Origin of the sequence: Neisseria sp. Ec49-e6-T10 (assembly GCF_051132615.1) — a bacterium.
Classification (GTDB): Bacteria; Pseudomonadota; Gammaproteobacteria; order Burkholderiales; family Neisseriaceae.
In genome coordinates, this window is the sequence record NZ_CP152375.1 from 634,845 (window position 1) to 660,846 (window position 26,002).

Annotated in this window: 27 protein-coding genes; 12 read left to right on the top strand and 15 right to left on the bottom strand. The window is 36.9% G+C overall.

What is annotated here, in order from left to right:
• Positions 1-6: 6 nt before the first annotated feature.
• From AADH04_RS03205 to mnmG, 4 genes are read right to left on the bottom strand one after another with little or no spacing between them, the layout of a single operon-like run.
• Positions 7-864, bottom strand: a complete 858-nt coding sequence (locus AADH04_RS03205; RefSeq protein WP_434778805.1) for a ParB/RepB/Spo0J family partition protein — start codon at positions 862-864, stop codon at positions 7-9.
• A gap of 2 nt (positions 865-866) precedes the next feature.
• Complete coding sequence (locus AADH04_RS03210; protein WP_434778806.1) at positions 867-1,652, bottom strand: ParA family protein; 786 nt, start codon at positions 1,650-1,652, stop codon at positions 867-869.
• On the bottom strand, positions 1,652-2,281 hold the full coding sequence (rsmG, locus tag AADH04_RS03215; RefSeq protein WP_434778807.1) for a 16S rRNA (guanine(527)-N(7))-methyltransferase RsmG: 630 nt from the start codon (positions 2,279-2,281) through the stop codon (positions 1,652-1,654). Before rsmG ends, AADH04_RS03210 begins: the two co-directional genes overlap by 1 nt.
• The gene (gene mnmG / locus AADH04_RS03220) at positions 2,278-4,170 is read right to left on the bottom strand and encodes a tRNA uridine-5-carboxymethylaminomethyl(34) synthesis enzyme MnmG (protein ID WP_434778808.1); all 1,893 of its coding nucleotides are present in this window, start codon (positions 4,168-4,170) and stop codon (positions 2,278-2,280) included. Before mnmG ends, rsmG begins: the two co-directional genes overlap by 4 nt.
• Before the next feature lie 427 nt (positions 4,171-4,597).
• Here mnmG and AADH04_RS03225 point away from each other — a divergent pair, with 427 nt between their 5' ends.
• From AADH04_RS03225 to AADH04_RS03240, 4 genes are all read left to right on the top strand, one after another.
• On the top strand, positions 4,598-5,518 hold the full coding sequence (locus AADH04_RS03225; RefSeq protein WP_434778809.1) for a hypothetical protein: 921 nt from the start codon (positions 4,598-4,600) through the stop codon (positions 5,516-5,518).
• A 175-nt stretch (positions 5,519-5,693) separates the two neighbouring features.
• The gene (locus AADH04_RS03230) at positions 5,694-6,023 is read left to right on the top strand and encodes a DUF4377 domain-containing protein (protein WP_434778810.1); all 330 of its coding nucleotides are present in this window, start codon (positions 5,694-5,696) and stop codon (positions 6,021-6,023) included.
• Between the two features lie 57 nt (positions 6,024-6,080).
• A complete protein-coding gene (locus AADH04_RS03235) occupies positions 6,081-6,572 on the top strand; it encodes an AraC family transcriptional regulator (RefSeq protein WP_434778811.1) in 492 nt (163 codons plus the stop codon).
• A gap of 42 nt (positions 6,573-6,614) precedes the next feature.
• Entirely contained in the window at positions 6,615-7,559 is a 945-nt protein-coding gene (locus AADH04_RS03240) for a DMT family transporter (RefSeq protein WP_434778812.1), read from the top strand.
• On the opposite strand, the gene AADH04_RS03245 is transcribed toward AADH04_RS03240, so the two are convergent.
• Positions 7,551-7,979, bottom strand: coding sequence for an ACT domain-containing protein (locus tag AADH04_RS03245; protein ID WP_434778813.1), 429 nt, complete (start codon positions 7,977-7,979; stop codon positions 7,551-7,553). The genes AADH04_RS03240 and AADH04_RS03245 overlap by 9 nt on opposite strands.
• Before the next feature lie 206 nt (positions 7,980-8,185).
• Here AADH04_RS03245 and AADH04_RS03250 point away from each other — a divergent pair, with 206 nt between their 5' ends.
• The 5 genes from AADH04_RS03250 to AADH04_RS03270 all read left to right on the top strand — a co-directional run bounded on the left by AADH04_RS03250 (position 8,186) and on the right by AADH04_RS03270 (position 12,407).
• The gene (locus AADH04_RS03250; RefSeq protein WP_434778814.1) at positions 8,186-10,483 is read left to right on the top strand and encodes an HNH endonuclease; all 2,298 of its coding nucleotides are present in this window, start codon (positions 8,186-8,188) and stop codon (positions 10,481-10,483) included.
• A complete protein-coding gene (locus AADH04_RS03255) occupies positions 10,483-10,941 on the top strand; it encodes an SMI1/KNR4 family protein (protein ID WP_434778815.1) in 459 nt (152 codons plus the stop codon). The genes AADH04_RS03250 and AADH04_RS03255 overlap by 1 nt, the downstream gene beginning before the upstream one ends.
• 93 nt (positions 10,942-11,034) lie before the next feature.
• Positions 11,035-11,724 carry a DNA/RNA non-specific endonuclease gene (locus AADH04_RS03260; protein WP_434778816.1) on the top strand — a complete coding sequence of 230 codons (690 nt, stop codon included), beginning with the start codon at positions 11,035-11,037 and terminating at the stop codon, positions 11,722-11,724.
• Positions 11,725-11,728: 4 nt separating this feature from the next.
• On the top strand, positions 11,729-12,181 hold the full coding sequence (locus AADH04_RS03265) for a hypothetical protein (RefSeq protein ID WP_434778817.1): 453 nt from the start codon (positions 11,729-11,731) through the stop codon (positions 12,179-12,181).
• Between the two features lie 82 nt (positions 12,182-12,263).
• Positions 12,264-12,407, top strand: a complete 144-nt coding sequence (locus tag AADH04_RS03270; protein WP_434778818.1) for a hypothetical protein — start codon at positions 12,264-12,266, stop codon at positions 12,405-12,407.
• A gap of 107 nt (positions 12,408-12,514) precedes the next feature.
• Here AADH04_RS03270 and AADH04_RS03275 read toward each other — a convergent pair whose 3' ends face one another.
• The 10 genes from AADH04_RS03275 to AADH04_RS03320 form a co-directional block, all read right to left on the bottom strand.
• Positions 12,515-12,658, bottom strand: a complete 144-nt coding sequence (locus tag AADH04_RS03275) for a hypothetical protein (protein WP_434778819.1) — start codon at positions 12,656-12,658, stop codon at positions 12,515-12,517.
• Positions 12,659-12,718: 60 nt separating this feature from the next.
• On the bottom strand, positions 12,719-13,630 hold the full coding sequence (locus AADH04_RS03280; RefSeq protein ID WP_434778820.1) for a hypothetical protein: 912 nt from the start codon (positions 13,628-13,630) through the stop codon (positions 12,719-12,721).
• 96 nt (positions 13,631-13,726) lie between these two features.
• The gene (gene ade, locus AADH04_RS03285) at positions 13,727-15,463 is read right to left on the bottom strand and encodes an adenine deaminase (protein WP_434778821.1); all 1,737 of its coding nucleotides are present in this window, start codon (positions 15,461-15,463) and stop codon (positions 13,727-13,729) included.
• A gap of 130 nt (positions 15,464-15,593) precedes the next feature.
• On the bottom strand, positions 15,594-17,396 hold the full coding sequence (locus AADH04_RS03290; protein WP_434778822.1) for an adenine deaminase: 1,803 nt from the start codon (positions 17,394-17,396) through the stop codon (positions 15,594-15,596).
• A gap of 33 nt (positions 17,397-17,429) precedes the next feature.
• The gene (locus AADH04_RS03295) at positions 17,430-18,758 is read right to left on the bottom strand and encodes an NCS2 family permease (RefSeq protein ID WP_434778823.1); all 1,329 of its coding nucleotides are present in this window, start codon (positions 18,756-18,758) and stop codon (positions 17,430-17,432) included.
• 127 nt (positions 18,759-18,885) lie between these two features.
• Positions 18,886-19,605, bottom strand: coding sequence for a Sir2 family NAD+-dependent deacetylase (gene cobB / locus AADH04_RS03300; RefSeq protein ID WP_434778824.1), 720 nt, complete (start codon positions 19,603-19,605; stop codon positions 18,886-18,888).
• Positions 19,595-20,125 (bottom strand): hypothetical protein, encoded by a 531-nt coding sequence (locus AADH04_RS03305; RefSeq protein WP_434778825.1) that lies wholly within the window; start codon positions 20,123-20,125, stop codon positions 19,595-19,597. Before AADH04_RS03305 ends, cobB begins: the two co-directional genes overlap by 11 nt.
• 27 nt (positions 20,126-20,152) lie before the next feature.
• A complete protein-coding gene (gene panS / locus AADH04_RS03310; protein WP_434778826.1) occupies positions 20,153-21,073 on the bottom strand; it encodes a ketopantoate/pantoate/pantothenate transporter PanS in 921 nt (306 codons plus the stop codon).
• Positions 21,074-21,174: 101 nt separating this feature from the next.
• Positions 21,175-21,903 (bottom strand): YebC/PmpR family DNA-binding transcriptional regulator, encoded by a 729-nt coding sequence (locus AADH04_RS03315; protein WP_434778827.1) that lies wholly within the window; start codon positions 21,901-21,903, stop codon positions 21,175-21,177.
• Between the two features lie 103 nt (positions 21,904-22,006).
• Complete coding sequence (locus AADH04_RS03320) at positions 22,007-23,521, bottom strand: hypothetical protein (protein WP_434778828.1); 1,515 nt, start codon at positions 23,519-23,521, stop codon at positions 22,007-22,009.
• 242 nt (positions 23,522-23,763) lie between these two features.
• On the opposite strand from AADH04_RS03320, the gene AADH04_RS03325 reads away from it, so the two are divergent.
• The 3 genes from AADH04_RS03325 (at position 23,764) to AADH04_RS03335 (ending at position 25,951) form a co-directional block, all read left to right on the top strand.
• The gene (locus tag AADH04_RS03325; protein ID WP_434778829.1) at positions 23,764-24,579 is read left to right on the top strand and encodes a helix-turn-helix domain-containing protein; all 816 of its coding nucleotides are present in this window, start codon (positions 23,764-23,766) and stop codon (positions 24,577-24,579) included.
• 39 nt (positions 24,580-24,618) lie between these two features.
• Positions 24,619-24,924: a DUF6506 family protein gene (locus AADH04_RS03330; RefSeq protein WP_434778830.1), complete on the top strand. Its 306-nt coding sequence runs from the start codon at positions 24,619-24,621 to the stop codon at positions 24,922-24,924.
• A gap of 496 nt (positions 24,925-25,420) precedes the next feature.
• Positions 25,421-25,951, top strand: coding sequence for a hypothetical protein (locus AADH04_RS03335; protein ID WP_434778831.1), 531 nt, complete (start codon positions 25,421-25,423; stop codon positions 25,949-25,951).
• Positions 25,952-26,002: the final 51 nt, after the last annotated feature.

Sequence of the window (26,002 nt, forward strand, 5' to 3'; positions counted from 1 at the left end):
CTTTTTTTACTCCTCTAACCCCAACTGTTGTAATAATCGATCAAAATCATCCAAGCTATTAAAATGCACAATAATTTTTCCTTTTTGTGCATTTTTGGTTTGAATTTCTACAGACGTACCTAAACACTGAGATAATTTTTCACTTAACTGAACCAAGTCAGGGTCTATTTTTTTCTGAGTTTTTGGTTTCGTTTTTTGCGTTAATAACTCTTGACTTTTACGCTCTACATCACGGACAGACCAACCCATTTTAGCCGCTTTTTGACCTAGATGAATTTGTTCCAAAACAGGCAAGGTCAATAAAGCACGGGCATGTCCCATATCAAGCTGGCGCGCATACAATAGTGTTTGCACAGGCTCGGGTAGGCTCAGTAAACGTAGACTATTGGTAATACTGCTACGGCTACGACCAACTGCATGAGCGACTTTTTCATGCGTCATACCGAATTCATCAATTAACCTTTTTAAACCTTGTGCTTCTTCAATTGGATTAAGGTTTTGGCGCTGAATATTTTCGATTAGGCCAATGGCTAAAGCTTGTTCATCAGTGATTGATTTAATGACAACTGGCACCTCTTCTAAACCCGCTATTTGGCTGGCTCGCCAACGACGCTCTCCTGCAATAATTTCATATTCTTCTAGACCAACTTCTCGCACAATAATCGGTTGAATCACACCTTGTGCGCTAATGGAATCAGCCAACTCTTGCAAGCTTTCATCATCCATCTGCATCCTTGGCTGAAAACGCCCAGGGCGAATCAACCCTACTTTTAAGGAGGCTAATTGATCATGTACACTAACATCTGCTGAACCTGCACCAAACAGGGCATCTAAACCACGCCCTAAACCTTTAGGTTTTGCCATAATTATTTACTCTTTTGTTTTTGCTGGACTCTTTTAATGACTTCATCAGCAAGACTTAAATAAGCAATTGCACCTTTTGCATGAGCATCATAAACCAAAGCAGGCATACCATGACTTGGCGCTTCTGCAAGGCGAACATTACGGGGAATATCTGTTTCAAATAACTCTTTGCTAAAATGACTTTCCAATTGTTTGGCAACATCTTGAGCCAAATTGCTTCTGGCATCAAACATGGTTTTAAGGACACCCAGAATATCCACTTTCGGATTGATGGTCTGTCTGATTTTTCTTAATGTAGACACTAAGTCAGACAAACCCTCTAATGCATAATACTCACAAACCATGGGTACAATGACACCATCTGCTGCAACCAAACCATTTAATGTTAAAAGAGTTAAAGACGGAGGACAATCTAGAATAATAAAATCATATTGTTCTTTAACTTCATCTAATGCTGATTTTAAACGCATTTCTCTGGCTATTTCTTGCACCAACTCAATTTCGGCACCTGCCAAATTTCGGTTAGCAGCCAAAACATCAAACTCACCTGTCGGACTTTTTAGCAAGACTTCTTTTACTGAGTGCTCTCCCAGCAATACATGGTACACACCATGTTTAATATTGCCTTTATTGATGCCACTACCCATTGTTGCATTGCCTTGTGGGTCTAAATCCACAACCAAAACCCGCTTGCCCTTTTTGGCTAAAGATGCGGCCAAATTCACCGCTGTTGTGGTTTTACCTACCCCACCCTTTTGATTGGCTATGGCAAGAATAAATGCAACCATTAGAGCTCCTTTTTATGCAACCTAACAAGATGACGTTCACCATCAACAAAAGGAACATTCAGTGAAATCACCTCTCCCACTTGAATATCCTCGGGTAAAGATTCAATTTCTTCAAAAGGATAAACACCCTTCATCGCCAACCATTCACCCTCTTTAGCCAATAATTGTCGGGTTAAAGAAACAAAATCTTTTATTTCAGCAAAAGCACGACTAGTGACAATATCAAACTGTGTATTTTCTAAACTTTCTACGCGACAATTTTCTACTTGTACGTTATTTAACCCAAGTTCAATCACAACCTGACGTAAGAATGTGGTTTTTTTGTGATTTGAATCCAACAGGGTTACTTTTAAATCTGGATACATAATCGCACAAGGAATACCTGGCATTCCACCTCCAGAGCCAACATCAATCATGCTTCCTGAAGCAGGTAAAAATGGGACTAGACTCAAACTATCAATAATATGATGACTGAGCATTTTTTCTTCTGTACGTAATGCAGTTAAGTTATAAGTGCTGTTCCACTTAAGTAAAAGGGCCAGATAACCTAATAATCTGTCTTGTTGCTCATCAGTTGCAACCAAATTCAACTCTTTTAAACCTTGCTGTAATGTTTCTTGTGTATTCATGAATCTTTAGCCCCTTGAAAACCACGCTTTATATGTACTAATAGTAATGCCACTGCAGCGGGTGTCACACCAGATATACGTGATGCCTGACCAACTGTTTGTGGACGATGAAGATTCAATTTTTGTTGTACTTCATTTGACAAACCGGTTACCTTCGTATAATCAATATTTTCAGGTAATTTTGTCTCTTCTAAAGTTTGCCTACGCAAAATTTCTTCATTTTGTCGCTCAATATAGCCTTGATATTTTACCTGAATTTCGACCTGTTCAATGACCTCTTGTGCCAATTGAACCGATGTTTGCGCATCAGGAAATGACATCAAGCTTTGGTAAGATACATTTGGCCTGCGCAATAACTCATGCAAACTATATTCGCGAGACATTTGTTGCCCCAAAACCTCATTTTGTACTTCCGCAGATAGCTTTGTAGGCGTATACCAAGTTGATCTTAGACGGCTAACTTCTTGTTCAACCTGTTCTTTTTTCCCACAAAATGCTTGCCATTGCGTTTGGCTGACTAAGCCAATTTTGTATCCTTCTTCGGTTAACCTCATATCTGCATTGTCTTCTCGTAATTGTAAACGATACTCTGCTCTACTGGTAAACATTCGATAAGGCTCATTCACACCTTTGGTGATTAAATCATCAATCATCACGCCCATATAGGCATTTTCACGTTTTGGCGTCCAAGCTTCTTTTTCTTGCGCAAATAAAGCAGCATTTGCTCCAGCAACCAGCCCTTGTGCCGCAGCTTCCTCATATCCTGTTGTGCCATTAATTTGCCCGGCAAAAAAGAGGCCTTTAATGGTTTTTGTTTCTAAACTAGCTTTAAGGTTTCTTGGATCAAAATAGTCATATTCAATAGCATAACCTGGGCGCAAAATATGGGCATTTTCCAACCCTTTCATGCTATGCACTAACGCTAACTGGATATCAAAAGGTAAGCTGGTAGAAATACCATTAGGATAAAATTCATGCGTTGTCAAACCTTCAGGCTCTAAAAAAATTTGATGGCTATTTTTATCAGAAAAACGATTAATTTTATCTTCAATTGATGGACAGTAACGAGGCCCTACTCCTTCAATTTTTCCAGTAAACATAGGGCTTCGATCAAAACCTGAGCGGATAATATCATGTGTTTTTTCATTGGTATGGGTAATCCAGCAACTGATTTGTTGTGGATGCATGTTGGCATGAGCTCGAACAGAAAACACAGGTACAGGTGTATCACCAGGTTGTTCCGTTAATTGGCTAAAATCAATACTGCGTCCATCAATTCTTGGTGGTGTACCTGTTTTTAAGCGACCTTTAGGCAAATTAAGCTCTTGTAGTTTGGCACCTAAACTCATCGCAGCAGGATCCCCTGCTCGCCCACCAGCATAGTTTTCTAAGCCAATATGAATTTTACCTGTTAAAAACGTACCCGCTGTCAAGATAACCGCTTTAGCGTGGAACTGAACCCCTATGGTTGTCACCACACCAATGATCTGATCACCCTGTAAAACAACATCGTCAACCTGTTGTTGAAATAATGAGAGATTTTCTTGGTTTTCTAAGGCATAACGTACTGCCGCTTTGTATAAAATACGATCTGCCTGTGCACGAGTAGCACGCACAGCAGGCCCCTTTGATGCGTTTAAACGACGAAATTGAATACCTGAGCGATCTGTGGCTAAAGCCATAATACCGCCTAACGCGTCGACTTCTCGAACCAAATGCCCTTTACCAATACCGCCAATAGAAGGATTACAAGACATTTGCCCCAATGTTTCTATATTATGTGTCAGCAATAAGGTACGCATACCCATACGTGCACTGGCAAGTGCCGCTTCTGTGCCCGCATGCCCGCCGCCAACCACGATAACATCATAGTGTGTAGGATAAATCATTTGATGAGTTTATTTTTATGCAAATATTTGAAAGAATATGAATTTTACGCTATATGTTTACACCCTAGCAATGGGCACAGAAAAAAGGCAGGAAAAGAAACAACAGATGATGGATTACATAAAGCAAATAATTATGTTTCTTTGTCTATTCGTATCAATTTACCCCAATCTTTTTAGTAACATTCGTTTTATTATCTTTTTTCAATAAAAAATATTTCATTACTATAATTTTTGAATTTTTAAAGAAACTCTTAACTCAAAAAGTTTGTATTACAAAATATCTTTTTACAGAATATAAAATTAAGGATTCTCATGCAACAAAGGTTTGTTTTTGTCGCAATACAAATTATTTCCCTTGACAAACAAAAAAAAATAAATTACCTTAACATAAAAATTGGTATTTTTAACTTAAATCAGGAAATAAAATATGAGATTAGGACAGGATAGCGGCCCAGATTTAACCCAAGAACAACAGCAACATATTGAGCAACAAAAACAATTAGAAAAACAGCAACACCAAGAACAACAGATGCCACAGATGCTGTCTCAAGTAGATAAAGCTTTGGATAAACACACTGATGTAAAACAAGTAGTCGATCAACTCCCTCAGGAAGAACAAAATAATTTAAAACAAACAATTGCACACAAAGCCATTGAAGTTGGTGGTCAACAACCGCAAATTTCTTATTTAGGGTTTCATCCTCAAACCAATAATTTGGTTGTACAAACGCGTCAATATGGTATGGCCAATGTTGAATTATCAGACGCTGCAAAAGATTTATGTAGACGTCCCCCTGAACTACTGGAAAATCCTATTTCTTTGACCAAAGCCTTTAATTGGAAACCTTCTCTTGACCCCGCTAATTTATTGACCACAAAAGAAGATGCTGAAGCCTTTCTGGATAGAACACATCAAATGCGTCAAAGTCTTTCAGAAAATTTATCGGGGTACCATAGACAATATACTGACTTAAAAGAGCAATACGATAATACATCAAACTGGTATTTTAGCCAGAGAGAACTAAAAGATGAACTTAAAGAACAAATGGAAAAATTAAACAGAACAATTGAATTTTCTCAAGATGTACTATTATCTTACCGTAGGGCTTCTCATTATGTTGCAGGCCAATTAGGACCTTTTGTGAGTGGACCTCCTGATAAAGACGAACAACAAGCAATTGATAGAGAAACAGCAGAAAGAAAAAGGGCTGCTAATCGCATTGCTTTATGGGCTGTAGGGCCAATAGTAGGTGGACCAGCTATGTTAGCAGATAAATTAGATGCCCCGCCTGAGGTTGTAGATGCATTGGCACAAGCAAGTTTTAATATCGCAACAGCCAAATATTAAAATTTGATTTTTACATACAAAAAAATCACCACTCAATTATTTTGGATGGTGATTTTTAACATTTCAATTCTTATTCTAATGTATTGCATCAATTAAAGTTGAAATAACAAGCAAAAAAACATACACTCAACCCATACCATATTTTTAAACTTATCTTAAAATAAAGAGTCATGATATGAAAACATTATGTGCTATTGGTGCTTCTGTTGTACTACTGTCTGCCTGCCAAGCAACTGAAACAACAAACAATACTGGTGAAAAAATTATCGAAGTTGGCCCCAAACTCATTGATTGCGTAGGTGTTGCGCCAATGAAATGCATGCAAATTAAAGAACAAAATAGTAATGAATGGACGTTACTTTACAATCAGATAAATGGGTTTAATTATCAACCAGGTTATCAATATACCCTTAAAGTAAAAGTAGACAAATGGGAAAATGCCCCTGCGGATGCTTCTTCTGAAATTTGGTCTTTAGTTAAAGTATTAAAACAAGAAGCCAAATGATCAATATGGGTTATTTTAATATCAAAATAACCCAATCAATTAAGGTTATCCATTAAAATGGTTGAACCCAGTTTGGTACAACTACCTTCGTTTACAGTATATGGGGTCAGCCATTTTGGTGATTACCATGATATCCAGCAAAATTTTTATGTTTTGCAAAATTATCTCACATCACACAAGCTGTTAGACAAAGTAGATTCTTTTTTTGGTTTATATCAACAAGGCGCCTGTACAACAGACATAAATCATTGCCAATTTGATGCATGTGTCACATTCAAACACCGCCTAAAAACAGATATTGCCTTGCAGCATATTTCAATGGCTAATGGGATTTACCTACACTACCAACATATAGCCCCTCATCAAGATATCACTCAAAGCTACCAGATGCTTTATCTGGATTGGTTACCCAAACAAGACTATCAAATCAATACTCAGCTACCCGCTTTTGAGCAATATCAATCAAATCCAGCAACAACCATGTCCACAAAACTGATCACCGATATTTATATCCCTATTTTAACTTTTCACAAAAACAACGATAAATAATATTTAATCAACAAAGCACAATTTTAGGGTAGTAAGTCTATAATGTTCGGTTTTGTTGTATTTATTTTGTGTGAACTTATGTATTTTATTTATCCTTTATTGGCAGTTTTAATTTGGTCAATAAATTCAGTTGTAAATAAACTTTCAGCAGGTGTAATTGAGCCTTCTGTGATTTCTTTTTATCGATGGGCTTTGGCTTTTTTGGTTTTGACCCCTTTTGTGTTACCCAAAGTCATTAAAAATCGCCAATCATTTTATCCACACTGGTGGAAACTGGCTATTTTAGGCGCATTAGGCCCTGCTATTTTTCAATGCTTGGCTTATTATGCGGCTCAATCTATTACGGTATTGTTTATGGGTATTGCCAACGCGGTTATTCCCCTTTTTACCATTTTCTTAAGCATTTTAGTATTACGCGTCATTCCAACTTTAGGCCTTATTATTGGCGGCACTTTATCATTTTTGGGTTTAATTTGGCTGGTAAGCGCTGGGCATCCAGCAACACTATTAGAGCAAGGCATCAATCAAGGGGAGTTATTGATTTTAACTGCTGCATTTGCTTATGCTTTATATGGTGTATTAATCAAAAAATGGAACATGCCTATTTCTAACTGGCAATCTTTGTATATTCAAGCTTTATTTGGCATTATGTATTTACTTCCTGGTTTTCTTATGTCTGCAAATTGGACACTGAATGCGCAAAATATACCATTAGTCTTATTTGCAGGTATTCCAGCCTCTATTGTTGCACCCTTTGTTTGGATACTGGGTATTCATCATTTAGGGGCGGACAAAGCCTCGGTATTCCTTAATTTAGCGCCTGTGCTGACGGCTATTATTGCAGTGGTCTTTTTAAAAGAACATTTAACCTTACACTTTGTGATTGGTGGCAGTGTAGTGTTATTTGGGGTATTGCTGGCGCAATTTGTGAAAAAACCATTATTTACCACACAAAAAAGCAAACCAGCACAGATCACATCAAAATGACTCAAATTGTTTTGCCTGACACGCTACTTGTAAGGCTTTTAACACATTTAAAGCTGTTTGAGCCTGAGTCCAGGGTACAAAAATATGATCATGATAAAAAGCAGCCACCACATTGGCACTGATGCCATGTTTGGCTAATTCAGTTGCAAATGCAGCAGTTAAACCAACAGCCTCTAAACTTGAATGTACAGTTAACGTGATTTGTTTAAAAGTGCCCGAAAAATCCAATTTTGCTTCAATGGCCTGCTCTTTTAATAAAATAAGAGTAGTCCCCTCTTTTTCTTGAAACAAGGCTTTTGGTTGCCATGATAAACCAGACAAAAAAGACAAGTCAGTTACGGTACAAAAAACAAACTCTTCTTCATGCAGTTCTGGTTCCATTGAAGCCAATAGTATTTCGATTTCTTTAATTGCACTCATTTCTTCCTCGCATATTATTGCAACCATTTAATAATCACTAATTTTTCATTAATCGACTCATGAGAAACAAAGTAAGGAAACTTTGCTAAAAATCAGTGTAATACTCACTTAAAATGGTTACAACAATCGAACTAGAAATAATCATTTTAGTAGTATTACAATTTGTATTATAATGCAAAAACCATATGTATTTGGGTTTCTTTATTATGGATGAAGAGTTTCAGTTAAGCCTTAATCAATCCTTTGCTGACCAACAACGATTACAGCGAGAACAAGAAGAACAATTACAACGCCAAAAAGAAGCGTTAGAGTTGGCTCAACAGAAGGCTCCTGAACTCAATGAAGCTGTACAAAATGCTTTTGACCAAAGTAACTTTACCCATAATCTCGATAAATTAAACTCAGAACAAAAAGAAGCTGTCTTTGAAGGCTTAGCTCTAGATGTTGTCCTTAAAAGTGGGCATAATGATCACGTTGATATCAAATTGATGTATTTCAGTCCTCAAACAAGTTGTTTAATGGCTAATATTGGCAATAATAAATATGCTTTTGTCCATATAGAAGAAGCCCTGGTAAAACATGGTTTAAGTGTCGATAAAGAATTACTACAAGCTAAAGCACCAGAAAACGAGCTTGAGAAACTGGACAAACCATTAGAGCCTATTAGTGAACATTTTAATCGTCCCTACCCACCTAAAGGAAGACTAAAAGAGATTGTTCAACAGATGAATGATCTTCAAGTGGACAAACAATTATCAGGATTTACCCCAAAAGAACAAGATATCTTAAGGGAAGCAGTAGGATTTGTTACTCATGATTATGCTGGTGATCCTCCTAAGATCAATCAGTTACAAGTTAACCAAGAAGAAATCCAGCTTAATTTAAATAAACAGAATGAACAGTTTAATTTATCCACCCCAAAAATTCTTGCAGGCGAACCATTAGAAGACAGCATAAAAAAACCTAGTGAGCCACAGTTAGAAGCAGAAGAGACTAAACACACAATCATTGCACAAAAAGTGGATACTGGCTGGAGCTTGGCGCAAAAATTAGACTCAGAGCATACATATGAAGCTTTAGGGGCTTTGTATCGATCAGGACAGATAAAAGACATCAAGCTCAAAGATGGCAATCAACACATTATTCCTAATATTCAACCGAATAAAGAATATACCTATGACCGTAGCCAATATACAGAAGAGCAGCAAGCCAAAAATGAACAAGCAGGACGTCAAATTGTTACAGGTCAAAGCATTTACAATGAACAGATTGATCGGGAGAGAAGTCTTCAATTGCAGAGACAAACAGAATTGGCTCAACTCTTCCAAAACATCAATAACAATATTTCCAATAACCCTAATATAGAAAAAGGGTTAAACAAAAATGAAGTAGAAAACCTCGTTAAAGAACAACTCTCTTCTGCTCAAAAAACAAGTTTAATGAATAAAACGGTTTCGTATTCTCTTATGGCTAAAATCAGTCAGAGCGAGACATTACAAGCCACAATCAATCGATCAACTAAACCCATCAATACAATAGATGCGCTACACTGGGCAAATAATACTGCTCAAAATGTGCCTTTATCTAATGTTCGCCCGCTAACAGCACAACCGAGCGTGATGCCGTTTACAAAAATGACTAATCATGAAGGTAAGCCTTTAACCGAAGCTGAGCAAGCAGCCTATAATAAAGGGGCTAATCAGTCTATGCTTAATGGTTTAAAAGAGATGGTGGACGATGCGAATTTATTGTCTAAAGATGTCCTCAATACAGTAGGTTATTCGCTGTTTGGTGGTTTGTATGATCAAAGTGCCACTAAGGCAGCCAATGAGAGCATTCTTCGGAATAATGAACGTATCAATAGCCTCTTCAATTCAGTGGGAGCCTTAGCTGGTTATACCACAGGCCAAAGCATGTATTATTCAGCACACCCTGATGAACTGGTCAAAGGTGTTAATAGGATGCTGGCAGATCGTCAGGAACAGGTACAGCAACTTAAAATTACTGGGCAGTATTATGAACTAGGGAGAATAGATGGCAAGGTGAGTATAGAGGTTATTTCTACTTTTGCTCCTTTAGGAATGACTAAAAAGGTTAAAGCATGGGAAAAAATGGGAATTACAGAGGAATTATTTTTATCGAAACCTAAAAACTCTCCGATGCCTGAACGTTGGTTAGATAAAGGTGGCAATATTTCTATAACATCTAAAAAACAATGGATTTACCGTGATTGGGAAGGAAATACCATAGAATATATGAATGGCTTTCCCAATTTTAAAAAGGGGGGTTTTGTAAAGCAAGAAGTAAATATTGGTCAATTTGAAAATTATCCAAATGATTTTTCTAAAGCCGACAAATTAGCTCCAAACGGTCCAAAGAAAATGGAAAATACTTGGCATCATCATGAAGATGGGCAAACTTTACAAGAGATTAATAGAAAAATTCATAATAGATTCACCCATAAAGGCGGGATGTCTTTTGTGAAAGGTAAAAATAAGGAATAATGATGATCAAAATAGATAGTTTCGGTTCTACAAAAATAGAATATATTAATCAATTGGCTAAAAAATTTAGCATTACTTTACCCAATGACTATGCAAAATTCTTATTAGAGCATAATGGAGGAACAATGTCTGGTTATATAGCATCATACTTTGAGACTCTCCAACAAAACATATTTCTAGAAGTTCTTTTTGGTATTGGTTTGAATACAGATTTTAATTTAGAGGATTGGAACAATGAGTACAAAGATGAACTCTTAGAACAAACTCTAATTATTGGTTCTGCTAATAGTAATGGTTTAATTGTGTTGGTTAATCAAACAGAATTACAAGGAATTTATTACTGGGATCATTGTTTAAGCTTCAGCTCTTCTACAGAAAGTGAAAACACATATAAACTAAGTGACTCTTTTCAAGAATTTTTTATGGCAATAAATTGTAGCAGCTCAGACTTGAGCTGACAGATATCCATTTATTATAAAATTCTTGACATACCAATATTTAGAGCATTCCTCAAAATTTTTTCATGATAAATTTTAGCCGCTAAAAATGGAATGCTCGCTGATCGTCAGGAGCAGGCACAACAGCTTAAAAAAGCAGGAAATTTTTATCAACTGGGTATAAATGATGGCAAAATTGGCTTTGAGGTATTATCTGCTTTTGCGCCTATTGGGATGACTAAGAATGCTAAAAATATATCTAAAGCTGCTGATGCAGTACATGATGCTAATAATACCTTTGACTTAGAAAGAAAGTTAGGTAAAGCAGAAGCGGCTGTTAAAGCTGATATTATTAGGGATGGCAGCCATTTAACAGAGGGTAAATTAGTTCCTAATGCTCGTTATAAATCTGGTGAGTTTGAGTATTTATATAAAACGGATGAATTAGGGCGAATCAGAGAGTTTAAAACAGATGCTTTACAGTTTACGGAGAGAACAGATCGTATACCACATAACCCGAATACATTAGGAAAATTAAAGGGGGACCATGCAGGGCATTTAGCTGGTGATCGTTTTGGAGGTTCTCCGGAATTAGATAATCTTGTTTCTCAATTAGATAAAGTAAATTTAAGTGAATATAAAACAATAGAAAATGAATGGGCAGAAGCATTAAAAACAGGAAAAGAAGTTTCAGTTAGTGTTAAAGTAAACTATGATGGTGACAATTTAAGACCTAGTAGTTTTGATATAGAATATATCATTGATGGTGATTTCAAAGGTAGACAAATCTTAAATGATAGGTAATGAAATGGAAAAAGTATTTGAAGATTATTTCTCGGAACTGCAAGCTGATATGGTTGCTCTGGCTTTAGAATATGTAAATAAACAAGCTGAAAAAATATATATATACTGTGCATGTGAGAATAATGGGCTTGCATTTGATGTTTTTTACAAATTAAAAGATGGTTTTTTTAGAAAGCATAAACTAAATGGTAATTTAGGTAATAGTTCTTATGATGTGTCTATTGATAGGCAAAGAGCACTAATTAAGTATGGTATTGAAGATTTAAAATCCATCTATGATTTATGTATCAAAGATAAAAGAAAAATGCCAACAGAAATGAAATTAATTTATGACGTAAATAATAATAGCTTAGAAGCTAATTATAGCTACGAAATAATTTATTCAAACAATAAAAATTTATTACCTGATCATATTTTTAATCAATGGTTTGAAGAAGTGAGCCAACAAGAAGCATAGCTATAATATTTTATGTGGTAATGAGCGTATTGATCAGGCTCGAGCACAGGCATTAAAAGAGCAAAAAGAACAAAACCTTAAATTGCAACAACACACTCAATTGGCTCAACTTTTCCACAACATCAATAATGCGACTAATGACCCCAAGATAGCAAATGGATTAAGTAGATATGAAGTAGAAAACATCATTAAAGAACAGCTATCTTCTTATAAAAAACAAGTTTAATGAATAAAACTATTTCAGTTGCTCTTCTGGCTAAGTTCAGCCGAAGCAAAATATTACAGGTTGTAAGTTAATTAATCATTCAATTATGCTCGCTTTTTGCTTACCTATTAATTTTGCCATTGTTGTACTTTATTGCTGTCAAAAGCAATACATTTAGAAGCAATTTGTGACCATTTGTCGATCTGTTTTTCTAATTGACTTATCTCTGGTGAACAAAGCAAAGAAACTTTCCCTAAAAACAGTAATCGCACAGCATTTACTTTAATGCCTGCTGGTGCATAGGTAATATTTGTTTGATTAAATATAGAGGTTTAGTAAAAAAAGCGATCATTGAAATTAGGCTCGTGAATAATAAATGTTTCTACTTGCCAGCTACGTGCACCTATAGCGATAAATGCTTGATTAATTAATTGATCTCCTCCACGAGGAAATAAGAAGCCTAAAAATATAGCAGAAAATACAATACAAGCTATCATTGCATGAACTATTTTGATATACCAAAAATTTCTATTTTTAAGGATAATATAAAAAATAGTTTTTGCAATAAAAATATAAATTAAAATAGCGCCTAAATCTATGAAAAAAGATTGATAACTTATCTGTTTTGTTAACTGAGCAAAAATATAAATACGTATCAAAGTATTAATTGAAAACAAAGTTACCCCATACCAAAAAAACAAACAACCCACATTACGCAAATTGCATAAAAATTTATTTTTCAAAAATATATTCTTTATACCTATTAAAATAAAAAAAACACATATTATTAAAGAAAAATTTATTAATATTAATAAAAATATATTAATTTTTTTATAAATAATAATCGGGTATAATAACAAACAAAATAGATCAATCATAAAAATTAAAAAGGCATTTTTTCCTATCAATTTATTTATTCGTTTATTTTTACTGTCAAAAAGATTAGCATTAAATTTTACTGGGTACTCTTTAATGATAAAAGCAGGTAATGCAATCACTAAACCAAAAATTACAATTAGAGAAATAATAACCAAAAAGATAACTGGCACAATATCAAAAGAAGAAAATAATTCAGGAAATGAGCTACGCCAACCAATTTGATCTAACATGCGCCAAATAATAAATAATGTACAAGCGATCATTGTCATACTTAAAAATGACTTATTGAAAAATGGATTTTCAATAAAATTATCTACTGGCTTATTCATTTTAACTACTAGATTATTCTCTTGTAACTTTGACATTCTCAATACACTCATTTAAATATCATAAGCACCCATTATAATAAAAAAAGCCAAAAGCTTCTTTAACTTTTGGCTTTTTTATTTAAAGATAATATTTTACACACAAACCTCAACAGGTCTAAATGCCTTCACATCAAATAAACCATTAGATGTCAGTTTTAACTCAGGAATCACAGGTAAAGTCATAAACACCAAAGTCATTAACGGGTGAAATGCGTCACTTAAGCCTAACGCACCACGAGCAGTATTGATTAAGACTTCTAATTGTTTGGCTACTTCTTGTGGGGATTGATTGGACATTAAACCTGCAACAGGCAAAGGTAAATTGGCTAAAATTTGGCCATTTTGACAAATAGAAAACCCACCGCCCATTTGCTCTACATCTTTTACCGCACAGAGCATATCAGCATCATTGTCCCCTGCCACCACAAGGTTATGTGAGTCATGTGCAACAGAAATAGCAATGGCACCATTTTTAATACCGTAATCAGCCAATACCCCTAAGCCCATATTACCTGTTGCATGGTGTCGTTCAATCACCGCCAATTTATTTAAACCAGGATTCAACTTAGCATCAAAATTGCCTTGGGCATCTTTTACTACTGGGGTTTCTAAATTGAATGTCACCACACTACGTGGTTTAACGCCTATGGCACGAACCTTATCTGATGTTAAAGGTAAGGTAAAATTTGCTTCCGTTAACGGGGCTAAACGGACAGTATTCAATACAGCATCGGATACATAGTCTTCGATTTGAACCAATAACTGACCATCACGTGCAATTTCTTGCCCTAAGGTAAATACATGTTTTGGGTTAAATTCTGTTAGGTTATCCACGATTAATAAATCAGCATCATACCCAGGGGCAATGGCACCTTTGCCTTGTAAACGGAAACATTCTGCTGCATTTAGGGTACCTAGCGTCACAGCCAATAATGGGTCAAGACCTGCTTCTACCGCTAAACGTAGGCTTTTATTAATGTGCCCTGTTGCCAAAATATCAGCAGGTTCTCTGTCATCTGTACACAAGACACAACGACGCGCATTAGCAGGCGTAATGGCAGGAATTAAATTCAATAAATCTTTACAGGTAGAGCCTTCACGCAGCAAAATATATTGCCCCATACTTAGGCGATCCAACATAGCATTGGTTGTACTGCATTCGTGATCGGTCATAATGCCGCCAATAACATAAGCCGTTAAATCTTTACCTGTTAAACCTGGGCTGTGTCCATCAATCACTCTATTGTGTTTACGTGCCATCAGTAATTTTTTCATCATAGAATCGGCATGATTGGTCACGCTTGGGTAATCCATGACTTCACCCAAACCCAAAATACCTTCGTCATCAATCATGGTTTCTAAGTCTTCTGCCTCTAACACCGCCCCTGCCTGTTCAAATGGGGTGGCAGGTACACAGGAAGGCAACATAATTTTGACATTTAAAGGCAGTTTTTTGGTGGCATCAAGCATGTAACGAATACCAGCCAAACCACATACATTGGCAATTTCATGCGGGTCTGCAATAATGGTGGTGGTGCCATAAGGTAAGATACAACGGGCAAATTGTGGTGGTGTTAAAGACGATGATTCAATATGCACATGGCCATCAATTAAACCAGGCATCACAATACCACCTTTGGCATCTAAGGTTTGTTTGCCTTCATAACCTTCACCCCAACCAATTACTTTGCCATTGCCTATAGCCAATGGCCCATCAAGCAATACTTGATTAAATACATCGACAATTTTACAGTTAGTAATTAATAAATCTGCTTTTGTTCTGCCTGCTGCCATGTCAATGATGCTGGCTAATTGGTTTTGTTCACTCACCGTGTGCTCCTGTTTTTATTTAGAACTTATGATGCTTAACTTAGACAAAGTAAAAAATACGTCAGCCCCCAAATACTTTTGAGGGCTGATAATTATAACTTAAATTTTTCTACCATTTGATTTAAAAAGGTTATTGATGCATTTTACCGTGAGAACAACTGCACCTTAATACTGGGTCAAAAACTTTTTGTTCAGCAAAATCAATCACCCCTAAATCGGTAATGGCATAGTCTGGAATGGCGGTAATTTGTAAACAACACATATAAAAAAGTGGGTCTGGTAAATCACAGCCTAAATTGCGTGTCAATTGGAGCAGTTTTTCTTCCTCATGTGCCATAGTTTCAGGATCAAGATCAGACACAATGCCACAAATAGGTAAAGGCAAGAAGCCTAAAATTTGCCCATCACGCACTACAACTTGTCCACCACCATTTTGCGCCAAATGATTAATGGCTAAAGCCATATCTTCTGAGTTGGTGCCAATACACACAACATTATTGTCATCTGGTGCACAAGAACTGGCCATCGCACCTGCTTTTAGTTTCCAACCAGAACAAAAACCCACTGCAGGTTTGGTATCGGTTTTACCAAAACGCTCCACCACCGTTGCATACAACACATCGTTTTCAATATCGGGTTGCACCACACCATCTTTGACTTTTAATTCAACATTGCGGCCTTTACGTACAAAAGGCACATTAAAATCAACATCTAAAGACAACGCATGAACTTTATCTTCTTTTAGCTCTGTTTTCACACACATATCTTGTGCCAACACAGGTTTTAATTTCATGCTTTGTAATAATAAATCACTGCGTTTGGGTGGCTGTAAATCATAAGCCATTTGACCATTTTGTACGGTCAGTTTTCCTTTGGCAATAACGGTATCAATATTAAATTCAACCAAATTTTCTACCAATAAAATATCGGCAAAACGCCCTGGGCTGATTGAGCCGACTAAATGATCAATTCGATAGGCTTCTGCTGAGTTAATAGAGCCCATTTGAATAGCGGTTAATGGGTCTACGCCATAAGCAATGGCCATGCGAATGAGTTTGTCCATATGACCATTGGCCAAAATATCAGACGCAATCACATCATCGGTACAGAAGCTGACTCGACGAGCCAAACGAGGGTTTAAATGTGTCACGATCTTCATATTCTCTTTCATAAAATGAGAAATAGAAGATTCACGAATCAACACATACATGCCTTTGCGCACTTTTTCCATCATTTCTTCGTGATTATAGCTTTCATGGTCTAAACGCACGCCAGCACACAAAATAGAATTGAGTTTTTTACCACGGGTCATCGGTGCGCAGCCAAAAACGGGTAATCTGTTTTCTCTTGCCAACTCAATAGCCTGCATCACATCTTCGTGTTGGTTTTCAATAAACTCGGCAACGGTCTCCCATACACCAAAAACCTCTGGCCACTTTTGCACTTCTTTATGTGTAGCTGCTGTTACGTTAAAACCGACATTGCTTTGTGGCAAGGTATAAGGTGTTAAAAAAGGCAGCCCCCAAAACACTTTTAAGGGAGAGGCATCAATTTCTTGTAAAATTTCTTTAACGCCTTCTAAACCTGCGGTCACCACATATTGATCCAAACCTGAAATAATGCTAGTGGTGCCATGTGGCACAACAGCTTTGGCAAAACTGGTCATAGACAATTTACTGCATTCGATATGCAAATGCCCGTCAATTAAGCCTGGCACCAAGTACTTTCCTTGTGCATCAATTGTTTGAGTGTTTGGGCCAATATATTCAGATACGTCCCCAGTGGCCACAATTTGTGAGCGATATATAGCCACATCTGCTGGGTATATTTCAGCTGAAATCACATTCACCAATTGACCATTTTTGATCACCATATCAGCAGGTATTTTTGCGGCACCTGCATCAATCATTTCACGCACATTTTCTTTAAACATCTTTTTCACTCCAAAGGGTCAAACCAATACGGCTTATAAAAATATATAACGGGCTAAAAATAAAAGTGCCATTACTACAGTACAGATGGTTAAGTCTTTATAACGTCCTGTACAAGCTTTCATCACAACATAAGTAATAAATCCTAAAGCAATACCTTCAGTAATGGTAAAGGTAAAAGGCATGGCCACTGTTGCCACAAATGAGGGCACAGCCTCTGTTAAATCTTCCCATTTTATTTTGGCTAAATCAGAAGCCATTAACACACCAATATAGATCAAAGCACCTGTAGTTGCATACAGTGGAATCATTTTTTCTAAAGGCGAGAAAAAGATCATTAATAAAAATAACAACCCTACGCCTACAGCCATTAAACCAGAACGTCCACCTACGGCCACACCTGAAGCACTTTCGACATAAGCGGTTACAGCAGAAGTCCCCATAAAAGCACCCGCAGCAGATGAGGCACTGTCTATATACAAAGACTTCTGTTGATTTGGGTAACGCCCATCTTTATCGGCTAGACCCGCTTTATCGGTTACAGCGATAAAGGTACCAGAAGACTCAAAAAGGTTAATCAACATCACCGAAATGACTATGCCTATCATGGAGAAATTAAAGACTTTTTCAAAATCCAGATGCCCAACAACAGGCGTGATATCTGGTGGCATACTGACTAGGCCATGAAAAACAACAGAATCATCCAAGCCCCAAGCAATTAAAGTCACCACAATAAAGGAAATCAACACAGAAGCATGTTTGCCCTTTTGCGCCAAGACAGCCACAATTAAAAAGCTTAATGAACCTAGAATAAAGGAAAGTGATTTTGGGTCACCTAAACGCACCATTGTATCTGGGTCGGCAACAATAATATGAGCATTATGTAAACCGATTAAGGTGATCAACAAACCACAGCCACTACTGATCCCAACCCTAAGTGAGAAGGGAATATTGGCCACCATCCAATAACGAATTTTAAATAGGGACAATAAAAACAAACAGGAAGCACCCAGAAAAATCAGGGTCATGCCTGTTTCCCAAGTCATTTTCATTGAACCGACCAAAACATAAGCAAAATAGGCATTAATGCCCATACCCGGAGCTAAAGCAATAGGCAACTTGGCAACTGCGCCCATTAAAATACAGGCAATAGCGGTAATTAATGCGGTTGTGACAAAAACGGCTTGTGAATCCATTCCAGCATCCCCTAAAATTTTAGGGTTCACAAACACAATATAAACCATGGTAATAAACGTAGTGAAACTGGCAATAATTTCTGTTTTTACATTGGTTTTATGTTCAGATAGCTGAAAATAACGATCAAGAAATGATCGCTTTTGAGACTGGGAAGAAAACTCAGACACGGAAAAACTCCAGGAAATAGTCTGCAAAAAAAGAGGGGCAATCATAGCAAACTTTGACGTTGATTACTATGTTCTGGCTCAAGCAGCAGTTCAAAATAAAAGAAACAAATACTGAAGTATTGATCTTTTAAAGCTGTGTTAAAAAATCTTGGACAAAATCAGGCACCGTCATGCTGGCTTGACCATAAATGTTCTGATGAAATTGATTTTGTACTTTGCTCGGTTCCAAATTTAACTCTATTGTCCGTGCACCATTTTGACGCGCAAACGCGACAAAACCTGCCGCTGGATAGACATGCCCAGACGTGCCAATTGAAATAAAATAATCGGCATTAGCTAAAGCCTGAAAAATATCATCCATTTGCAAAGGCACTTCACCAAACCACACAATGTGTGGGCGCAAAGGTTGTTTCACCTGACAACAAGGACAATAATCTGTTGTACTCAGATCTGTTTGCTGCTCAAATACCTGTCCCGAGCCTGTACAGCGAGCTTTAAGTAATTCGCCATGCATATGAATAATATTCTGACTACCTGCTCTTTCATGCAAATCATCAATATTTTGAGTCACCAATAAGAATTGCCCCCCTAACTTTTGCTCTAGTTGGGTTAAAGCAAAATGAGCTGGATTAGGTTGAATATCAGGTTGTTTGAGTGTACGGCGTCTTGCATTATAAAAACGTTGTACCAGCTCTGGATTGCAACAATAAGCATCAAACGTGGCCACATCTTCAACCCTGTGTTTTTCCCATAAGCCATCACCATCACGAAAGGTTTGAATACCCGATTCGGCAGAAATACCTGCACCGGTTAATACCACAACTTTGGGTAAAGAGTCATTTTGCAATTACTGGCCCTCTTGTTTCATATTCATCTGTATCTAAAACTTTTATTTGCTCCACTTGTGTATTGGTGATTTTCCAGTTATTTTGAGCATCTGGCTTAAAATCAAAAACAAAATGGTATTCTTTATAAACTTCTGGTTCTTTTTTATCATCCATAACAGCCACAAACGCTACCTTTGCTTTATGGGCTAAATCAGCATCATCCACTAACTCAACTGAACGCATTTCATAAGATCTAGTCTCCTGAAAATATGGCATCATGACATCAACACATTGTTTATTGCTTAATGCACAAAATTTTTGTGCATTTTTTCTGTCTCCTTGTAATAGTTGAGAAACATATTGACCTGACACATCCAATGCTGGATGTGAATCTAAACTCGCACAGGCACTTGTCTCAGATGTACCATCATCGCATACAACCACACCTGGTTCTGGATAATCTACAGCATAATCTTCCTGAGCTTGTGTAAAATACGGTAAACACAAGCATACAGCTACGATACAGTATCGATAAAACATATTAAGTCCTTATTAAAATATCCAATCTTACTCATCTTTTTTAATGGGTTTACCTTGCCAAATACCAGCCAAAATAGAACCAGAAATATTATGCCAAACTGAAAATATGGCACCGGGCAATGCAGCTAATGAAGAAAAGTATGTTGTGCCTAATGTAGCCGCCAAACCTGAGTTTTGCATACCCACCTCAATAGACATGGTGCGACAAATTGATTCATCAAACCCCATAAGTTTTCCCCCCCAATAACCACTTAATAAGCCAATACCATTGTGCAAAACAACTGCTAGTGCAACAGTTATACCAATAGAAGCAATATTACTTTGACTGCCTGCAACAACAACACTGATAATGGTTAAAATAGAACACATAGACAAAAAAGGTAAAAACGGTTCAATTTTTTTCACAAATGTTGTCAACAAATGGTGAATAATCAAACCAGAACCAATAGGCAACACCACAATTTTTAAAATATAAGTCAGCATGCCCAAAATATCAACTTGTACCTGTGTGCCAACAAACAACCAAGTGAGCAAAGGCGTTGCAATCACACCAACCAAAGTAGAAATAGCAGAAATAGTAACGGATAAAGCCACATCTCCTTTGGCCAAATAAATAATGACATTAGATGCTGTACCGCTGGCCACACTACCAACCAAAACCATGCCCACTAACAAATCGGCAGGCATTTGAAACAGTTTGCCTAAAACCCATGCACTTAAAGGCATCACCAGATAATGCAATAACGTACAGGCAACAACAGGTTTAGGGCGCAAAAAAACCCTTTTAAAATCATGAATACTGAGTGTCACCCCCATTGTCAACATCACAAACATCAATAAATCACCCACAAAAGGTTTAATCGATAAAAAACTATTGGGGGTAAAATAGGCAATTAGGGAACATAAAACAGCCCAAATGGGGAACATACGTGTAATTTTTGCAAGCATAATAAGCAATCAATTAGTCGTTAGATACAAATGATTCAAACAAAAAAGAAGATTGTGTACCAATCTTCTTTCACTTAACTCTTATAGATCAATTTTATGATTTATTCTAAATCCATTACAGCAGAAGTATAAACTTCCTGAACATCATCTAAATCTTCTAAAGCATCAACCAGTTTTTGCATTTTAACAGCCTCGTCCCCAGTTAACACAATTTCATTTTCTGCACGCATGGTTACCTCACCATCTTCGGCTTTAAACCCTGCCGCTTCCAATGCTTGTTTGACATCGGTAAAACTATTGGGTTCAGTAATCACTTCAAGGGAGCCATCATCTTGTGCCACCACATCTTCAGCACCTGACTCTAAGGCAGCCTCCATTAAAGCATCTTCATCTACGCCAGGAGCAAATAATAAATAACCTTGGTGTTTAAATTGATAAGCCACACAACCATCTGTGCCTAAATTACCACCATATTTTGTAAAAGCATGACGCACATCAGCAACTGTTCTGGTTTTGTTATCAGTTAAACAGTCAACCATAACGGCGGCACCAGCAATACCATAGCCTTCGTAACGTAACTCTATGTACTCCACCCCTTCTAAAGAGCCTGTACCTCGATCAATCGCCCGTTGAATATTGTCTTTTGGCATATTGGCATCTAAAGCCTTATCCATCGCTAAGCGTAAACGTGGATTACTATTGGGATCCCCTCCGCCCATTTTAGCGGCTACCGTGATTTCTTTAATCACACGGGTAAAAACTTTACCCCTTTTGGCATCTTGTCTTTCTTTTTTATGGCGTATGTTTGCCCACTTACTATGTCCTGCCATTTGTCACTCCTAAACTGTGCTGACCTTTTCAATGAGGCACATTTTAACACAACTGTACACAAGCACAAAAACCCTCAAACCATCTCCAAAGATATCGAAAATTTTATTGATTTTCCTTTACTGCTAAGGGTATTTCTCTGATTTCATCATGATCATCCTCATTTTGAGCTTGCCTATTATTTTGTACTTTTGTTTCTTCTATCCTTCTTACCTGTGGTTGATTTTGAGTCTTAATATTTTGAGCCTGTGTGGCAGGGTTTTCTTTCTTCTGTTCAACCACTGAACCAGATAAACGATTATGATTACCGCTCATTGAGTCAACTGCTTTATGGGGGCTAATGGCATTACCAATGACAGGAATAGGCGGTACATCAATATTGTGCTCTTCAATAACAGGAAACAATGGTGACTCCTGTGTAAAAGTAGGCACACCTATACTCATTGGAATAGCACCATCATTTTGAGAGCCTTCCTGTTTCATCACAACATACATTTGTTGTAAAGCTTGTTTGGCCATTTCATGTCTGTTACCAATAGCCAACTTGTACCATTTCTCCGCTTCGACTCTATCTTGTGGCATGCTGCTTAAAGGATTTTCATAAATCATACCCAACATGTATTGAGCCTCGGCATTATTTTTTTGTATCGCCGCCACTTTTAACCATTTAATGGCATTTTTTTCATCAACCACAAAAGACAGTGTCCCTGCCTCATTACTGTCATAACCTAAAAAATGTTCTGCCAAGACAATATCGGCCGTAGCAGAACCTAATTCTGAAGCTTTGGTATAGTAATCAATTGATTGCTGAAAATTATCAGCCTTGGCAGGGATGGCTTGCCAATAAATATCACCCAGCATAAGTAAAGCATTAATGTAATTTTGCTTAGCCGCTTTTTTATACCATTTAATGGCTTCTTTAACATCAGGCAAGCCATCTTCTATTCCATATTGCGCATATAACTGACCTAACAAAAACTGGGCTTTTGGGTCATTTTGATTAGCCGCTCGACTCAACCATAGTCGTGCCTTAGGAATATCTTGTTTAAAAAAGGAAGAACGAACATTATTTAAACCCTCGAAATAAATCATCCCCAAAGCCCGTTGGGCAGTAACGTCTCCTAATTTAGCTTGATCTTGAAATGTTTGTAATGCTTTAATATAAAGTTGATCAGCCAATTGCTTTTCTGCATCTAAACCATGCTCATAGATATTGGCCAATAAATACTGCCCTTCTGGATCATTTCGATCAGCAGCTTGTTGATACCAAAATAAAGCCTTAGAAGGATCCGCTTTGATCCCAACACCCTGATCATACATTTGTCCTAAAGCTGCCTGTGCTGGTGCAAAACCTTGTTTTGCAGCCTGAAAATACCATTTTAATGCTTCTTTATAGCTATGGGTTTTATCATAGTAATAATTAGCTACTTTATATTGAGACGGTGCATCACCTTGCTGTGCTTTGGTCATATAAATTAAGGCATCAACTGGCCCATTTTTTAATACATCAGCCCCTTCCAAACCGACATCTGCTTTATTTGAGTCAAAACATCCACTCAACATGAAGCAAACAACACTGAAAGGGATCACTAAAGAAGACAAATATTGTTTTAATTTCATTCACTTTTCCACAAACAACTAAGGTATATCAGGTAAAATGCCGTATTGTACAATCAACTGTGATTCCGTTGTCAAAAATCATGACAATATTTGGTGCCAAACAGAAATAGGCAATAAATTGCTTTAAATGAACCAATTAAAACCACACCATAATCAAAAAATCACATTGCCACTAACTATATTGAACAGGGTATTTAATTTCCTTAAAATTTATACTGAAAACAAACACCCTTTAAAGATTCATGAACATTTATCATTTCAAAGCAAATAAAATACTACAACCTTATATCAGCCGATATTGGGTATGGGAAGGACAATTTCAGTTGCCTTGTATGCTTCCAGGCACAGGAGCTGAACTTATTTTTCTTTATGGTGCACCTATATCATTACAAAATACCGCCATCACAACACCCTCTTCTAAAAGTATGTTGTTATTACCACGTCACAAAAACTTTACCTTCAAACCAACAAAATCACCCATAAAATTTATTGCAATACGCTTTCGCCATAACGCTTTACGGCACTTCTGCGCACATCCGATTATAGAAATGATTGATCGCAATATTACAGCTGAAGACATCTGGGGGAATATGGGTGCTCAAATTGAAAATCGTCTTCAACAACCCCAAACAATTGAGCAAAAAATTGAAATACTGAATCACTTTTTATGCACACAATTACAGCAAAATCATAAAGACCAACACCCTTGGCTAGACCAGGCTTTGTATCATCTCTATTATCAGGCACCACAACACAACACTCTTGACTCCGTTATTGGAAAAACTCAGGTCAGTACACGTTACTTTCAAAAGATATTTAAATATAACACGGGGGTGAGTCCTAAATACTTTCAAAAAACCGCCCGTTTTGAACACATCATGAAAACATTATTGCTAAATGACAATCAAGCTTATCTGGATTGTGTTTTAGCACATGGTTATTATGACCAATCCCACTTTATTAAAGACTTTAAACAATTTACAGGCCAAGCACCATTAGCTTACTTACAAAATAAAAACAATAGGACGCATTTTTACAATTCACCCTTATCTAACTAACTTACCATACCATTTTTAACCTTAAATTAGGAGCAAAAAATGGCTTTACAAGCTGCATTTATTTTTCTTTCAGAAGAAGGCAATCCAACCATCCATAAAAGTGAAACCAATACAGAAAGTGTGCGTGTTTCAACTTTTGCAGTCAACAGCTATGACTCGGCATGTGATTTAGCCAAACAATTGGTTCAACAAAATTATACAGCAATTGAATTATGTGGTGGTTTTGGTATCGAAGGTGTCTGTTTAGTCAAAAAAGCTGTTCAAGGTCAAGCTGCTGTTGGTGTCGTGCGTTTTGATCACCATCCAGGCTTAAATCATCAAAGTGGAGACAATATTTTTATATAACTCGTCTCTGTGACGCTTAATCATTCACAACAATAATCTGCTTGCTTATTGTTGTGAATCGAATAAATGTGCCTTAATTTTCTGAACCAATAAATCATCAAAAATACGAAATAAAATAAATCATCTGGTTGTTGATATCGGTTATAAAGGAGTAGGTTCATCTAATGCCTTCACAATAAAACCATGAATGCGGTTAATATTTGGTGTAATTGGTGTAGGTTATCAGTTCTAAATACCTTCGCACTTTTTGTCACACAACACAAAAAATGCTTGACAACCAAAACCAAACAAGCGTACTCTTAAAAACATGAACACAGCTATTTTCTTTTTCTTTTATTCTTATTGGTACGACTCTCCCGAGGCGGCCCTTTCTCATGGATAAAAGAAGTTAAAGTAAAATACCGTGTAAAGCCGCCAAATTTGGCGGTTTTTTTATTTTCTACAGTAGCCGCCAAAATAATGAAGAAAATTAATGATTAAATAATTGGAGCACAAAATGACAACCATCACGACAAATAGACCATCTACTCTTAGTAAAGCACATACTGAACAAGCTTTACGTAAATGGTACTTAGTGTGTGATGCCAGTCATTTTGTTCACTCATTAGAGCATGATTTCACAGATACTTTATGCATTAGTGAGTCTTTGCTTCCTCAAATTCGCACCATTGCAATGTTGATTGCTGCCAGCCGCCATAATTTCAACTTAGCCTCTAACAGCCCCACTCAATTTACCGAAGAAGCGGACTGGTTCGCTGCTCGTATTTTGGTACTAAAAGCAAAAATATTTCATTTAGATGTTTCCTTACTGGATATGCTTAAAACAGCCAATGCCCGCGCAGAGCAATTTGCAAAAACACATGGTATTGATTTTACGCCTGCACAAGCACAATTAAGCTTACATGCAGGACGTCCTCAGGAAATGTTGATTATTGAAAGCCCTCTAGGCGTTGATGAACATATTATGCCCATTAATATTTTGCGCAATAGCCAAAGAATAGCGCGTTTATTGCATAACATAATTTAATACAATTATTCAATAAAACAATAAAGACAGCCTGTTATAATTTAGGCTGTC